General features: G+C 66.5%; 15 protein-coding genes. 4 read left to right on the top strand and 11 right to left on the bottom strand.

Annotation, left to right across the window (positions count from 1 at the left end; genetic code table 11):
* Window positions 1-75 precede the first annotated feature (75 nt).
* A complete protein-coding gene (locus tag AC1DEL_RS10320; protein WP_092292787.1) occupies window positions 76-714 on the bottom strand; it encodes a CoA transferase subunit B in 639 nt (212 codons plus the stop codon).
* A gap of 11 nt (window positions 715-725) precedes the next feature.
* Window positions 726-1424: a CoA transferase subunit A gene (locus AC1DEL_RS10315; RefSeq protein WP_092292785.1), complete on the bottom strand. Its 699-nt coding sequence runs from the start codon at window positions 1422-1424 to the stop codon at window positions 726-728.
* Window positions 1425-1635: 211 nt separating this feature from the next.
* Here AC1DEL_RS10315 and AC1DEL_RS10310 point away from each other — a divergent pair, with 211 nt between their 5' ends.
* On the top strand, window positions 1636-2181 hold the full coding sequence (locus AC1DEL_RS10310; protein ID WP_092292783.1) for a PAS and helix-turn-helix domain-containing protein: 546 nt from the start codon (window positions 1636-1638) through the stop codon (window positions 2179-2181).
* Window positions 2182-2203: 22 nt separating this feature from the next.
* Here the strand turns inward: AC1DEL_RS10310 and AC1DEL_RS10305 are convergent, their stop codons facing one another.
* From AC1DEL_RS10305 to AC1DEL_RS10285, 5 genes are all read right to left on the bottom strand, one after another.
* On the bottom strand, window positions 2204-2602 hold the full coding sequence (locus AC1DEL_RS10305) for an acyl-CoA thioesterase (protein WP_441592147.1): 399 nt from the start codon (window positions 2600-2602) through the stop codon (window positions 2204-2206).
* Window positions 2603-2624: 22 nt separating this feature from the next.
* Entirely contained in the window at window positions 2625-3653 is a 1029-nt protein-coding gene (locus tag AC1DEL_RS10300) for a DctP family TRAP transporter solute-binding subunit (protein WP_477125549.1), read from the bottom strand.
* A 37-nt stretch (window positions 3654-3690) separates the two neighbouring features.
* Window positions 3691-4995 carry a TRAP transporter large permease gene (locus AC1DEL_RS10295; protein ID WP_441592145.1) on the bottom strand — a complete coding sequence of 435 codons (1305 nt, stop codon included), beginning with the start codon at window positions 4993-4995 and terminating at the stop codon, window positions 3691-3693.
* Entirely contained in the window at window positions 4992-5585 is a 594-nt protein-coding gene (locus AC1DEL_RS10290; protein ID WP_092292776.1) for a TRAP transporter small permease, read from the bottom strand. Before AC1DEL_RS10290 ends, AC1DEL_RS10295 begins: the two co-directional genes overlap by 4 nt.
* Before the next feature lie 267 nt (window positions 5586-5852).
* On the bottom strand, window positions 5853-6638 hold the full coding sequence (locus AC1DEL_RS10285) for an SDR family oxidoreductase (protein ID WP_092293307.1): 786 nt from the start codon (window positions 6636-6638) through the stop codon (window positions 5853-5855).
* Window positions 6639-6949: 311 nt separating this feature from the next.
* On the opposite strand from AC1DEL_RS10285, the gene AC1DEL_RS10280 reads away from it, so the two are divergent.
* The gene (locus AC1DEL_RS10280; protein ID WP_092292774.1) at window positions 6950-8629 is read left to right on the top strand and encodes an electron transfer flavoprotein-ubiquinone oxidoreductase; all 1680 of its coding nucleotides are present in this window, start codon (window positions 6950-6952) and stop codon (window positions 8627-8629) included.
* Between the two features lie 77 nt (window positions 8630-8706).
* Here the strand turns inward: AC1DEL_RS10280 and AC1DEL_RS10275 are convergent, their stop codons facing one another.
* Window positions 8707-9639, bottom strand: a complete 933-nt coding sequence (locus AC1DEL_RS10275) for a flagellar brake protein (RefSeq protein ID WP_477104995.1) — start codon at window positions 9637-9639, stop codon at window positions 8707-8709.
* Between the two features lie 190 nt (window positions 9640-9829).
* Between AC1DEL_RS10275 and AC1DEL_RS10270 the strand changes: the two genes are divergently transcribed.
* A complete protein-coding gene (locus AC1DEL_RS10270) occupies window positions 9830-10531 on the top strand; it encodes a FadR/GntR family transcriptional regulator (RefSeq protein WP_454756943.1) in 702 nt (233 codons plus the stop codon).
* A gap of 52 nt (window positions 10532-10583) precedes the next feature.
* A complete protein-coding gene (locus tag AC1DEL_RS10265; protein WP_092292768.1) occupies window positions 10584-11687 on the top strand; it encodes an NAD(P)/FAD-dependent oxidoreductase in 1104 nt (367 codons plus the stop codon).
* 24 nt (window positions 11688-11711) lie between these two features.
* Here AC1DEL_RS10265 and AC1DEL_RS10260 read toward each other — a convergent pair whose 3' ends face one another.
* From AC1DEL_RS10260 to AC1DEL_RS10250, 3 genes are read right to left on the bottom strand one after another with little or no spacing between them, the layout of a single operon-like run.
* Window positions 11712-12926 (bottom strand): MFS transporter, encoded by a 1215-nt coding sequence (locus AC1DEL_RS10260; protein WP_255370745.1) that lies wholly within the window; start codon window positions 12924-12926, stop codon window positions 11712-11714.
* 1 nt (window position 12927) lies between these two features.
* The gene (aroC, locus tag AC1DEL_RS10255; RefSeq protein WP_092292764.1) at window positions 12928-14043 is read right to left on the bottom strand and encodes a chorismate synthase; all 1116 of its coding nucleotides are present in this window, start codon (window positions 14041-14043) and stop codon (window positions 12928-12930) included.
* Window positions 14044-14073: 30 nt separating this feature from the next.
* Complete coding sequence (locus AC1DEL_RS10250) at window positions 14074-14850, bottom strand: glutathione S-transferase C-terminal domain-containing protein (protein WP_477125550.1); 777 nt, start codon at window positions 14848-14850, stop codon at window positions 14074-14076.
* Between the last annotated feature and the right edge of the window lie 37 nt (window positions 14851-14887).

Raw genomic sequence — 14887 nt, 5'->3', positions numbered from 1 at the left:
CCCCCGCCCCAAGACACAAAAACCCCCGCCGGCTTGCGCTGGCGGGGGTTTTTGTTTTTGCGGCAAGTGATTCGCTTACAGCAGCGTCGCGCCCGTCTTCGCCTGGATTTCCTCGCGGCTGACGCCGGGCGCCGTTTCCACGAGCTTCAGGCCATCGGAGGTCACGTCGATCACGCCGAGGTCGGTGATGATGCGGTTGACCACGCCCACGCCGGTCAGCGGCAGGTTGCAGTCGGCCATGATCTTGATGTCCTCGGTGCCGTCCTTCTTCTTGGCGGTGTGTTCCATCAGGACCACCACGCGGCCGACGCCGGCCACGAGGTCCATCGCGCCACCCATGCCCTTGACCATCTTGCCCGGGATCATCCAGTTGGCCAGGTCGCCGTGCTGGCTGACCTGCATCGCGCCGAGGATGGCCAGGTTGATGTGGCCGCCGCGGATCATCGCGAACGAGTCCGCCGACGAGAAGATCGACGAGCCCGCCAGCGTCGTCACGGTCTGCTTGCCGGCGTTGATCATGTCGGCGTCCACTTCGTCCTCGGTCGGGAACGGGCCGATACCGAGCAGGCCGTTCTCGGACTGGAGCCAGACCTCCATGCCTTCCGGCACGTGGTTGGCCACCAGCGTCGGCAGGCCGATGCCGAGGTTCACGTAGAACCCGTCCTGGAGTTCGCGGGCCGCGCGCGCGGCCATTTCGTCACGTGTCCATGCCATGATGTCTCTCCTTACTTGGCACGCACGGTGCGCTGTTCGATGCGTTTTTCGGGGGTGGCGTTCAGCACCAGGCGTTGCACGAAGATGCCCGCGAGGTGCACGTCGTCCGGATCGATCTCGCCCACTTCGACGATTTCCTCGACCTCGGCCACGGTGATCTTGCCGGCCATCGCGCACATCGGGTTGAAGTTGCGCGCGGTGCGGCGGAAGACCAGGTTGCCGGCCTTGTCGGCCTTGTAGGCCTTGACCAGCGCCACGTCGGCGGTCAGCGAACGCTCCATGACGTACTGCTGGCCGTCGAATTCGCGGATTTCCTTGCCGTCGGCCACGATGGTGCCCACGCCGGTCTTGGTGAAGAAGGCGGGGATGCCGGCGCCGCCGGCGCGCAGCTTCTCGGCCAGGGTGCCCTGCGGCGTGAATTCCAGCTCGAGTTCGCCGGCCAGGTACTGGCGCTCGAACTCCTTGTTCTCGCCCACGTACGACGAGATCATCTTGCTGATCTGGCGCGTGGCCAGCAGCAGGCCCAGGCCGAAGCCGTCCACGCCGGCGTTGTTCGAGATGCAAGTGAGTTGCTTGGCGCCGCTGTCGCGCAGGGCGCCGATCAGCGCCTCGGGGATGCCGCACAGGCCGAAACCGCCCACGGCGATCGTCTGGCCGTCGCGCACGACGCCCGCGAGCGCCTCCGCGGCACTGGCGTAGACCTTGTTCATGTTTGCTCCTTCCTCGGTAGTCCGGCGGGGATTCTCCCCGGATGGGGGCGGTCCCTCGGCATTTTGGTCCCACGGGCGCCATGCGCCACGCCGGGAAATTGTAACGGTACAATCGGCTGTCAGCCGGGTGACTGGCTGGCGTCCGCTGCCGACCGCAAGCATACGTCAACGGGTGCCGGCAGCGCCATTACGTAAAAGTACATAAGGGACAATGCCCCCCATCGACTACCAGACCGCTTTCCAGCTCGCCCCGGTGGGGCTGGTGCTGTCCCGCGCGCGCGTGATCGAGGACTGTAACGACGAGGTCTGCCGGATCTTCCACACCACGCGCGACGCGCTGGTGGGCGAGTCCTTCCAGGTGCTCTACCCCACCGCCGACGAGTTCGAGCGCACCGGCGCCCGCATCGTGCCGATCATGAACACCAAGGGCATGTATTCGGACGAACGGATCATGAAGCGGGCCGACGGGGAACTGTTCTGGTGCCATGTCACCGGCCGCGCGCTGGATCGGCACGAGCCGCTGGGGGCGGGGATCTGGACCTTCGAGGATTTGTCGCAGAAGCGGCCGGTCACGGCCGATCTGACCGCGCGCGAGCGGGATATCGCCGCGCAGCTGGTGGACGGCAAGACCAGCAAGGAAATCGGCAAGCTGCTGTCGATCAGCCCGCGCACGGTGGACATCTACCGCGCACGGCTGATGAAGAAGTACGGCGCGCACACGGCGGTGGACCTGGTGCAGCGGCTGGTGAATCACTAGGGGGCGTTGCACCCCCGCCGGATCAGGCGATCAGCGCCCGGATGGCCTCGGGCACCGGCACGGACTTCTCCGCCGCGTAATCGCTCCACACCACCTTGGCGCCGCCCTCGGCCCAGATCACGTCGGGCAGGTCCGTGCGGCGGATCTCGATACGCGTCTCGAAGCTCGTGCGGCCAACCTGGCCCGCATAGACGCGCAGCTCGATGTCGCCCGGGAATCGCAACTGCTTCAAAAACGTCATGTGCGCGTTGATGATGACCGGCCCCTGGCCGTTCTCATCCTTGCCGTTCCGGCCAATCGACCGGAACCATTCGATCCGCGCCTGCTCCAGGTACTGGAAGTAGACCGTGTTGTTGACATGGCCCATGGCGTCCATGTCGCCCCAGCGGATGGGCATGACGTAGGTGAAGACGTGTTTCATCGCAAATCCCGGACGCTATCGTTTATCGCTTGGAAATCGCCGTTTCCGCCTTGGCGACGAGGTCCGAGCCAATCTGCTTCTTCCACTTGTCGTAGACCTTGACCGTGGCCTTGCGGAACGCGTCGTGCTCGGCCGGGCTCAGCTGCGTCACCTTCACGCCGTGCTGCTCCATCTCCTTCCACGCCGGCGCGCCGGATTCCACCAGGCCCTTGCGGGCCAGCGCGATTTCCTGCTTGCCGGCGTCGATGGCGGCCTGCTTCACGATTTCGCGGTCAGCCGGGGTCCACGATTCCCAGATCTGCTTGTTGACCACGAAGATCAGCGGATCGGCCACGTAGCCCCAGGTGGTCACGTACTTCTGGCCCACCGTGTACAGCTTGGCGGCGGCGAACACGCTCTGTGGGTTCTCCTGGCCGTCCACCGCGCCCGAGGCCATCGCCGGCTGCGCATCGGCCCAGCTCATCTGCGTGGGGTTGGCGCCCAGCGCGTTGAAGGTCTCGATGTACAGCGGCGAGCCCACCACACGCAGCTTCAGGCCCTTGAGGTCTTCCGGCTTGCGGATTTCGCGCTTCGAGTTGGACACCTCGCGGAAGCCGTTCTCGCCCCAGGCCAGCGGCACCACGCCGGCCTTTTCCAGCGTGGCGAACATCGACTTGCCGACTTCGCCCTGCGTCAGCGCGTCCAGCGCCTTGTAGTCGGGCATCAGGAACGGCAGCGAGAACAGGTTCAGCTCCTTCACCTGCGGCGACCAATTGATCGTGGAGCCCACGGCCATGTCGATTACGCCCTGGCGGATGGCGGAGAACTCGCGCGTCTGGTCGCCGGCCACCAGCGACGTGCCCGGATACAGCTTGATATTGATGCGGCCGCTGGTGCGCTGGCGCACCAGGTCAGCCCAGATCTCGCCGCCCTTGCCCCACGGGAACGCGGGGCCCAGCACCAGCGACATCTTGTACTCGGACTTGTAGCTCTGGGCCATTGCACCGACCGGCGCCAGGGCGGCGGCGGCAATCGTGGCGGCTACGGACAACATCAGGGCACGGCGTTTCATGCGGGAATCTCCTCGTCAGTTTCTAGTTTGATTTCGATCAATAGCCCAGGTAGTCGGGCAGCCACGTGGCCAGCGGCGGATAGGCCAGCACCATCAGCATGGCGATGAACATGGCCAGCAGCATCCAGATCACCCAGGGCACGGTTTCCTCCATGCGCACGCGGGCGATCCGGCACGACACCATCAGGTTCACGGCCAGCGGCGGGGTGAACTGGCCCAGCGCCACCTTGAGCGTCAGCACCACCCCGAACCACACCGGATTCCAGTGGAAGGCATTCGAGATCGGCAGCAGCAGCGGCACGAAGATCAGGAAAATCGAGATGCCATCCAGGAACATGCCCACCGTCATCAGCAGCAGCACGATCAGCGCCAGCACGCCGTATTCGCCCAAACCGGAATTGGCGATGGCATGGGCCAGCGGGTCGATCACGCCGAGCGTGGACAGCGCGTAGGCGAAGATGCCGGCCAGCGCCACCACGAGCAGGATCACCGCCGAGGTCTCGGCCGCTTCCTGGAAGATCACGAACAGGTCGCGCAGGCCGATGCTGCGGTAGATCACCATGCCGACGAACAGCCCGTAGACCACGGCCACCACGGCGGCCTCGGTCGGGGTGAACCAGCCGGCACGCATGCCGCCGAGGATCAGGAACGGCGCTACCAGGCCCCACGCCGCCTCGCGCAGGCTCTTCCAGAACGGCGGACGCGGCAGCGCGGCCTCGATCTGCCCCATATTGTGCTTGCGCGCCAGCCACACGGCCGGCACGATCAGCGCCACGCCAGCCAGCACGCCGGGGATCAGGCCCGCTGCGAACAGCGCCGGCACCGAGGCGCCCGGCACCAGCACGCTATAGATAATGAAGGCGACGGATGGCGGGATCAGGATGTCGGTAGCCGCCGCCGCGCCCACCACGGACGCGCTGTACGCCGGTGGATAGCCCGCGCGCGACATCGCCGCGATCATCACGCCACCCACGGCCGCCGCGTTGGCGGGGCCGGAGCCCGAGATGCCGCCGAGGAACATCGCCACGAGAATCGCCACCAGCGGCAGCATGCCCGGGCCACGTCCCACCACGGCAATCGCGAAGGTGACCAGCCGCGCCGCCACGCCGGAGCGGTCGAAGATCGACCCCACCAGCACGAACATCGGAATCGCCAGCAGCGGATATTTGGCCAGGCCGGCGTAGAAGTTCTGCGGCACGGCCAGCAGACCGAACATCTGCGTATCGAGGTTGGACAGGCCGATGGCAACCAACCCGCCCAGCCCCAACGACACGCCGATCGGCACGCCCAGCAGCATCAGGCCGATAAAGACCACGAACAGGATAATGGCGACGAGCGTCATTGCACGCCCTCCCCGCCCTGCTCGCTCAGCGCCCGCAGCGCACGGACATTGCGCCAGGCCAGCGCCAGCGCGCGCAGCACGATCGCCACGGAAAACAGCGGGAGCCAGATCGAGTACCACCAGCTCGGCACGCCAATGCCGGGCGAGGTCTCGCCGAACGCGTACTCGTCCCAGGTAATCCGCACGCCGAGCACCGCCAGCGCCAGGAACATCACCGCCACGCCCAGCGCGGAGACGATGGCCAGCCGCTTCTGCCGCGCAGCGCTGCCCCGTTCGAAGAAGAACTCGATGCGGATATTGCGGTCGCGCGCCACGGCGGCGCTGCCGGCCACCAGCGCCAGCACGATCATCAGGAAGACCGAGAACTCCTCGGTCCAGGCGAAGGATTCGTCGGTGAAGTAGCGGACCACCACGTTGGCGAACGTGATGGCCACCAGCAGCACCATGACGATCACGCCAATCCAGTCCTCGATGCGCGGCGAAATGCGGAATTCAGTGTCGCGGGCTTCGTCGGCGGCTTCGGGAATGATCACCGAATCCACGACGTGTTGCGGCACGGCGTCGCGCCGTGCCTCATTGTCTTGCACCATCTCCCCCGGCCTCCGGTCCGGGCCGCTCGGGCCATTGCGGCCACTACGGCATATTTCTGATTATTTATGTAAGGACTTCATTCGAAACCAGCGGCGATTATGCCAACTCTGGCCTCTCGCGGCACAACTTTAGACGCGCAGGGGACCGGATAAGCCCTGCTCGGCCACGCGTCCGCCCCGCCGCGCTTGTGGCGCGTTGCGGGGCCGGCATCAGGATTGTGCGGTATTCGGCAATTCCTGTCGTTGACGGCTTGCTTCAGATCCTGCTCAGACCATGCCGTCGTCCGCCGTGACCACCGCCCCGTTGATGAAGCGCGAGGCATCGGACGCCAGCAGCAACAGCAGGCCGTCGAGGTCCTCGGGCTGGCCCAGCCGCTTGCGCGGCAGCATCTGGATCAGCTTCTGGCCCGCATCGCTTTCCCAGTGATGATGGTTGATGGCGGTGTCGATGTAGCCGGGGCAGATCGCATTGGTGTTGATGCCATGGCGCGCCCATTCCAGCGCCATCGCCTTGGTCATATGGACCACGGCGGCCTTGCTCATGCAGTACACGCCGATCTGCGACAGCACCTTCAGCCCAGCCACCGACGCGATATTGACGATGCGCGCCTGCGGCAGCGGATTGCCCTGTTTCTCGGCGCCCTTGGCCCGCGCGATCATGCGCTTGGCCACTTCCTGGGCCACGAAGAACGCGCCGCGCGTGTTGGTATCGAAGACGAAATCGAAGTCCTCGGCCGTCACGTCGGTGAGCTTCTGCGTGGTGGAGACGCCCGAATTATTGACGAGGATATCGATGGCGCCCGCCTCGGTCTCGGCATGCGCCACAGCGGCGCGGATGCTGTCCGGGTCGGTCACGTCGAGCCGCACCACGTGGGCACTGCCACCATCGGCCTCGATCGAGGCACGCAACTCCTTGAGTCGCTCGGTACGGCGCGAGGCCAGTACCACCTTGGCGCCAGCGGAGGCCAGAACATTGGCGAAGCGCGTGCCCAGCCCGCTCGAGGCACCGGTCACCAGCGCGACCTTGCCTTCCAGATTGATCGACAAACCCATAATTACCTCGGTGTGGAGGCATCCGGCCGGGGCCCGATGCGTGCCGCCAGCCCCCATCTGCTGGGCGAAAGGCAGCATACCAAAAAAAAGAACGGTCGTTCCAAAAAATATCTTGCCTGAGGGTGTCGAGTCCCGGACAATGCCGGAGATTCTAAGAACTTGGCCCCTAAAGGGAAAGAGGAAAAACGCCTAGATCCTCACCGGGGCCCTCACAGATCTCCACAACCGCAGCTCCCCCGCCGCATCGCCGGACCACGGGCTGCAAGCTCGCGGCAGTATTGCCGCCCAGAAGAAACAGAGGGTTAGAGACAATGGATCAGCAACAGCTCCTGGAGCAATTCGGCCCACGCGAAGCCATGGAGTACGACGTCGTCATCGTCGGCGGCGGTCCTGGCGGTCTGGCCACAGCCATCCGCCTGAAGCAGCTGGCGGCGGAAAAAGGCGGCGACGTCAACGTATGCGTGCTGGAGAAAGGCTCCGAGCCGGGCGCGCACATTCTCTCGGGCGCCATCATGGACCCGCGCGCGCTCAACGAGCTGTTCCCGAACTGGAAGGAACTGGGCGCACCGCTGAACCAGCCCGTCACCGAGGACAAGTTCCTGTTCCTCAACGACACCGGCTCCAAGGGCGCTCCGCTGCTGCCCGAGTGCTTCCATAACGAAGGCAACTACATCGTCAGCCTGTCGAACTTCGTGCGCTGGCTCGGCCAGCAGGCCGAGTCGCTGGGCGTGGAGATCTTCCCGGGCTTCCCGGCCGCCGAAGTCCTCTATAACGATGACGGCTCGGTCAAGGGCGTGGCCACCGGCAACCTCGGCATCAACAAGGAAGGCGAGCCGACCGAGAACTTCCAGCTCGGCATGGAGCTGCACGCCAAGTACACGATCTTCGCCGAAGGCGCGCGCGGCCACCTCGGCAAGCAGCTGATCGCCAAGTACCAGCTCGATGCGGGCAAGGATCCGCAGAGCTACGGTATCGGCCTGAAGGAACTCTGGGAAATCGATCCGGCCAAGCACCAGCCGGGCCTGGTGATCCACACGGCCGGCTGGCCGCTCGACCCCGCCACCTACGGCGGCTCCTTCCTCTATCACATGGAGGACAACAAGGTGGCCGTGGGCTTCGTGGTCGGTCTCGACTACACCAACCCGTGGCTGTCGCCGTTCGAGGAATTCCAGCGCTTCAAGACGCACCCGGAGATCCGCAAATATTTCGAAGGCGGCAAGCGCATCGGCTACGGCGCGCGCGCCATCACGGCCGGCGGCCTGCTGTCGCTGCCGAAGACGGTGTTCCCGGGCGGCGCGCTGGTCGGTTGCGACGCGGGCTACCTGAACGCCTCGCGCATCAAGGGCAGCCACGCCGCGATCAAGACCGGCATGATGGCCGCCGATGCCGCCTACGACGCACTCCAGGCCGGCCGCCAGCACGACGAGCTGACCGCCTACCCGGCCGCGTTCGAAGCCAGCTGGCTCCACAAGGAACTGCTGCAGGCCAAGAACTTCAAGCAGTGGTTCAAGAAGGGCCGCACCACGGCCACGCTGATGACCGGCATCGAGCAATGGCTGCTGCCGAAGCTCGGCATCCGCAACCCGCCCTGGACCATCCACCGCGAGAAGCCGGACCACGTCTACCTGAAGCCGGCCGCCGACTGCCCGAAGATCGAGTATCCGAAGCCGGACGGCAAGCTCACGTTTGACCGCCTGTCCTCGGTGTTCATCAGCAACACGAACCACGAGGAAAACCAGCCGGCCCACCTGACGCTCAAGGACCCGAGCGTGCCGGTGGACATCAACTGGGAAAAGTACGCCGGCCCCGAAAGCCGCTACTGCCCGGCTGGCGTGTACGAGTTCGTGCAGAACGATGAAGGCAAGGAGCGCCTGCAGATCAACGCGCAGAACTGCGTGCACTGCAAGACCTGCGACATCAAGGACCCGACGCAGAACATCGTGTGGGTCACGCCGGAAGGCCCCGGCGGCCCGAACTACGTGGGGATGTAAGCCAGGGCGCGCAGCGAATGCGCGCCTGAGCGAAAAAAGCCGGCCAGTGGCCGGCTTTTTTTATGCTCGATCGGCAGTCAGACCTGCAATCGGGTGCTGGTCAGCAACTGCTCATAGATGAAGCACTGGAGCAAGGTCAGCTCGCGTTCGCCCAGCGCGTCGAAGGCGACGCCAAATGCCGGAAACTCGTCATCCTCCGATGCGGACGGCGCGCTGCGCACCCAGCCATCGACAATGACTTCGGCGTCGAGCGACGCCGTACGCAGCTGGAAGCTCAAACGCACCTTGCGGCCCACCGGCGGCGCCGGGTGCGAGGTCTGCACCAGCGCTCCACCCGTGCTCAGATCGGACAGCAGGCCAAGCCGCGCCAGGCCGCTGGCGACATGGGTATCCACGTCGGTATCGACCAAGTCCGGTGCGACTTCCATCGACGGCGCAACCACCTCCCCCACGCCGTTTTCCACCAGATACGCGGCCAGCCGTGTCGGCACGCGCGCGGCGCTGCGCACCGGCATCTGCTCGGTCTGCGCCGGCGCGGACAGCACCAGGTAGCGGAACGGGCTGCGGCACACGGCCGTGATCGTTGACGTGAAACTGTGGATCGCCTGCCCCGAGAAGCCGCGCAGCAGCACGGTTTCGCCGGCCTGCACGGCCAGATCCCGGCCGCCAAGCGTCGGCCAGGTCACGAACAGGCCCTGATCGATGAAGCCGATCAGGCGGCTGGCGGCGGCGCGCGAGGCGTCGCCGGGCGTCTTCACATGCAGCAGCGTGCCCACCTGCAATCCGAGCGGGCCGGCGGCGAGCCGTGCCAGGCCGGTGCCATCGGCTTCGTTGCCGGCTTCCGGCATGTCGTCGGGACGGCAGACCGTGCCGTGGCGGAAGACGAGCGCAAGGTCACGCGCGTCCGGAATGACGCTGCCGCTGCCGAGCACGAGGTTGCCTTCGCCGTCATGTAGCGACCAGGGCAATGGCTGGCCGACGGGCAGGTCTTGCGGAGAAAGTTGGATCATGGCCTGAGTCTCCACGATGTAATCAGTCACTATCGACCGCCGGCCGCCAAGCTTGACCCCTCCTCCGGGGCAGAAAGTGTAAAACTCGCGCAAACCCGGCTTGACGCTGGGCGGCGGACCCGCCAGAATCGGCCGGATCGATGAAAGCTGTCAGACAGCCTGACACCTTCTACGCCCACCCCCCATTCCAATGGACCCCCTGTCCCGCCCCGCCTCGCTTGCCAGTCGCCTCGCCCAGACGCTGCGCGATGACATCGCCGCCGGCCGCTTCGCCGCTGGCGCGCGCCTGCCCGCCGAATCGGCGCTGGCCGAAAACTTCGAAGTGAGCCGGCCCATCGTCCGCGAGGCCATCGCGCTGTTGAAGGCAGATGGCGTAGTCGTCACGCGCAAGGGCTCCGGCGCCTATGTATCCGAAACGCCGGGCGGCCAGGTCTGGCGCGTGGCGAGCCAGCCTGATGGGGGTCCGACACTGGCGCAGTTGTTCGAGCTGCGCCGCGTGGTGGAGACCGCCTGCGCCGAGATGGCGGCCATGCGCCGCACCGCCGCCGACCTCGCCGCCATCCGGGGCGCGCTGGCCGCGATGGCCGCCCATGCCACCGATTTCCCGAGCGCAGCGGCGGCTGACATCGCCTTCCATCACGCCATCGCCCACGCCACGCACAATCCCTGCTTCACCGGCCTGACCGATTTCGTGAGCCAGCAGTTGCTCGTGGCGCGCCAGCATGCGTGGGAGAACAGCGCGAGGCTTACCGCCACCCAGGGCACGCCGCGTGCCGCCGATGCCGAGCATGCCGCGCTGGTCGAAGCCATCGCCGCCGGCGACCCGGCCGCCGCGCGCGCCGCGGCCCGTGCGCACCTGACGGCCGCTGCCGCCCGCATGGGCTTGGCCTGAAATTCGAAGATTTCCAAGACATTCCGAGACAAGACACCAAGGAGAGCCCCAGATGGAACAAGTAGATTGCGTCGTGATCGGCGCTGGCGTCGTCGGGCTGGCCGTGGCCCGCGCGCTGGCGCTGCAGGGCCGCGAAGTCATCATCCTCGAGGCCGAAAACGCGTTCGGCACCATCACCAGCGCGCGCAACAGCGAGGTGATCCATGCCGGCATCTACTATCCGAAAGGCTCGCTCAAGGCGGAACTGTGCGTGCGCGGCAAGGCGATGCTGTACGACTACTGCGCCTCCCACCACGTGCCGCACCAGCGCTGCGGCAAGCTGATCGTGGCGACGAGCGCCGCGCAGGTGGCCACGCTCGAGGGCATCCGCGCCAAGGCCGAGGCCAACGGCGTGCACGACATGCAACTGCTGAGCCGCGACGCGGCACGCGCGCTGGAGCCTCAGCTCGAATGCCATGCCGCGCTGCTCTCGCCCTCCACCGGCATCATCGACAGCCATGGCCTGATGACCGCGCTGCTGGGCGATGCCGAGAACGCCGGCGCGATGCTGGCCGTGCAGTCATCGGTCCGCACGGGCGCGGTGACGGCTGAAGGTATCCGGCTGGAGGTAGAAGCGGAGGACGGCGCGACCACGCTGCTAGCACGCACCGTGATCAATTCGGCCGGCCTGACCGCGCCGGACCTGGCGCGGCGCATCGACGGCATCCCGGCCGAACACATCCCGCAGCAGTACTACGCCAAGGGCTGCTACTTCACGCTGGCAGGACGCGCGCCGTTCTCGCGGCTGATCTATCCCGTGCCGGAGGCGGCCGGGCTGGGCGTGCACCTGACGCTGGATCTGGGCGGGCAGGCGCGCTTTGGCCCCAATGTGCGCTGGATCGACGAGATCGAATACAGCGTGCCGCCGCACGATGCCGACAGTTTCTATGACGAGGTGCGCCGCTACTGGCCCGGGCTGGCCGATGGCGCGCTGCAACCGGGCTACGCCGGCATCCGCCCGAAAATCAGCGGCCCGACCGAGGTGGCGGCCGATTTCCGCATCGACGGCCCGGCCACGCATGGTGTGCCGGGACTGGTGAACCTGTTCGGGATCGAATCACCGGGGCTGACCTCGTCGATGGCGATTGCCGAGCGGGTCACGCAGTTGCTGGCCTGAAAGTTCGGGCGGACGCGGGCCGGCTCAGGCTGGCGCCCGCTCGCCGCGAAAACTCAGCGCGGCGCAGCAGGCCCCGGCCAACGCCGCCGCTGCGGCCAGCCCGAAGGTGTGCGATGGCGTCAGCGTCTTCCAGGTCCAGCCCATCGCCAATCCGCCCAATGTGCCGCCCACGCCATACGATATGCCAGTGTAGAGCGCCTGCCCCCGCCCCTGCAGCGGGCCGGCGAACCAGTGCTGGAGTCGCTTGAGGCTGGCGCTGTGGTGCGCGGCGAAGGTCGCGGCGTGGAGCACCTGCACGACGGCCATCAGCCACACATACTGACCGAAGTAGCCGGTCATGCCGAAGCGAATCGCCGCCAGCACGAAGGTGCCGGCCAGGATCGTCCGCAGCGCCAGCCGCGCGAACAGCCGGCCCTGGTAGAAGAAGAACACGATCTCCGCGACCACGCCGATGGTCCACATCGCCCCGATGGCGAGCTTGCTGTAGCCCAGCTGCTCCAGATAGAGCGAATAGAAGACGTAGAGCGCCGCGTGCGCGAACATCATCAGGAAGGCCGAGGCAAGGAACCACGCCACATCCGGCCGCCGCAGCAGCGGCAGCGCGGGCGGCGGTCGCACACGGGGGCCCTCGTCGGGCGCGTCGCGCATGCCCATGACCACGATGGCGAACAGCGCCAGCGTAGCGCTGGCGAGCCACGGGAAAGCGACCATGCCGAAGTGCTCGAACAACGCGCCGCCGGCCAGCACCGCGCCGATGAACCCGACCGAGCCGAACATCCGCACGCGGCCGTAGCGGTGGTCGAAGGCGCCATGACGGCGCAGCGTGGAAATGGTCAGCGCATCGCCCAGCGGCGACATCGCGCTGGTGATCAGGTTGAGCCCGATCATCATCGCCATCATGCCGCCATAGCTGTGCACGCCGGGCACCATCAGGAAGGCCAGGAGCGCTGACACAGCGGCCAGCCGCAGCAGGCGCACGCGCGTATGGAGGACATCGGACAGCCAGCCCCAGAGGTAGGGGCCGACGATGCGGCTCAACTGGAAGCACGCCATCAGCACGCCGATCTGCACCGGCGAGAAGCCACGGTCCGAGAAGAACAGGCTGACGTACGGCGAGATGACGCCTACATAGGCGTAGTAGCCGAGATAGAACAGCCCAAAGCGGAAATAGGTGGCCGGGTCGATCGAACCCGGCACGAAGGCGCGCTCCGGGGCGGCGTCAGCCGGGGCGCGGCCCAAGTCAGGACTTGTCGGGGGTCGGCAGGTGTGCCGCGATACGCGGCGTCTCCACGCGCACATCGCCGCACTGGGCGCGGTGGCGCAGCGCGTGATCCATCAGCACCAGCGCGAGCATCGCCTCGGCGATCGGCGTGGCGCGGATGCCCACGCACGGATCATGACGACCAAACGTTTCCACAGTCGCCTGTTGGCCGGCCTTGTCGATCGACTCGCGCGGCGTGCGGATGCTCGACGTCGGCTTGATGGCCAGGGACACGGTGATGTCCTGCCCGGTGGAGATGCCGCCGAGCATGCCGCCTGAATTGTTCGACCGGAAGCCCTCGCCGGTCAGTTCGTCGCCATGAACACTCCCGCGCTGGGCCACGCTGGCGAAGCCAGCGCCGATCTCGACGCCCTTGACCGCGTTGATGCCCATCATCGCGTGGGCGATGTCCGCGTCGAGCTTGTCGAATAGCGGCTCGCCCAGACCAACCGGCACGCCGCTGGCCACCACCTCGATACGCGCGCCGACCGAGTCACCGTCGCGGCGCAGGGCATCCATATAGGTTTCGAGTTCCGGCACGATGTCCGCATTGGGCGAGAAGAACGGGTTCTCGGGCACGTGCTTCCAGTCCTGGAACGGCACTTCCACCTCACCAAGCTGCGACATGTAGCCATGGATCTCGGTGCCGTACTGTTCGCGCAGCCATTTCTTGGCCACGGCGGCGGCCGCCACCACGGGTGCAGTCAGCCGCGCCGACGAACGGCCACCGCCACGATAGTCGCGGATGCCGTACTTGTGCCAGTAGGTGTAGTCGGCGTGGCCGGGCCGGAAGGTCTCGACGATATTGCCGTAGTCCTTGCTGCGCTGGTCGGTGTTGCGGATCAGCAGGCAGATCGGGGTGCCCGTGGTCTTGCCCTCGAACACGCCGGACAGGATTTCCACCTGATCGGCCTCCTGGCGCTGCGTCACGTGGCGCGAGGTGCCGGGCTTGCGGCGGTCCAGGTCGCCCTGGATATCGGCTTCCGTCAGGGCAAGGCCCGGCGGGCAGCCGTCGACCACCGCGCCAATCGCGGGCCCGTGCGATTCGCCGAACGTGGTGACTGTGAAGAGCAGGCCGAGGGTATTGCCGGACATGATGGAAACCGCGCTGGAATTGGGGACGGCCTACATTGTAAGGCCATTGGCGGCCACTGTCGGCGCCGCCGGGGATTCGGACATGGGCGCGAACACCCCGCTGCCGACGAAATCGGGATAGAAACGCGCCCGCATCCGTGCCAGATAGGCGGTCAGATTGGCGTGCGCCGACGCCGCCGTACGGATCGGCGTCTCGAACACGGGACTGAGCAGGCTGGCGCTGAACGCGAACAAGGTGGCGTCGGCGCCGCATGGCGCATCGCCCATCAGATAGGGCTTGTCCCCCAGGATATTGGCAATGGCGGTCACGCCGTGGATTGCCATGGCGTCAGCCTCCTCGTCCGAATGCCGGCCGAGGCCCTGCGCCCAGAGCATCTGGCGTACGCGCCGCTTGACCAGCGTGGTCACGATCCCGCGCACCGGTGCCGGCACGCGCTGGAAGAACTGGGCCGGGCCGCGCTCGAAATTGGCGTCATCGAGCCAGCGCACGCGGGCCACGGCCCAGTAGAGGTTGTCTTCCATCAGCTTTTCCACGGCCCAGGCCACCCCGCGCTCGGCCTCGGACAGCCCCGCGTCGAAGTCCACGTGATAGGTCTTCTCGATATGCCAGCGGATCATCGTCGAATCCGCGACGATGCGCCCCATGTCGTCGAGGTAAGGCAGCTTGCCCTTGGGCGCGCGGCGCAGGTTGCCCGGCATGGTGCGGTACGGCAGCCCTGCCAGCTTCAGCAGCAGTTCGGCCTTCATGACGAACGGGCTGGCGTCGGGCAGGCCAAAGGCAGGGCCGAAGGTATAGAGCGTGATCATTGTCGTTGGGCTCGTCGTATCGTCGTGTCGTCGTATT

The sequence above is a fragment of the Cupriavidus sp. 10L43_2 genome (assembly GCF_056395265.1).
The sequence above is the reverse complement of the archived record's forward strand: the minus strand, read 5'-3'. Positions and strand labels throughout refer to the sequence as shown.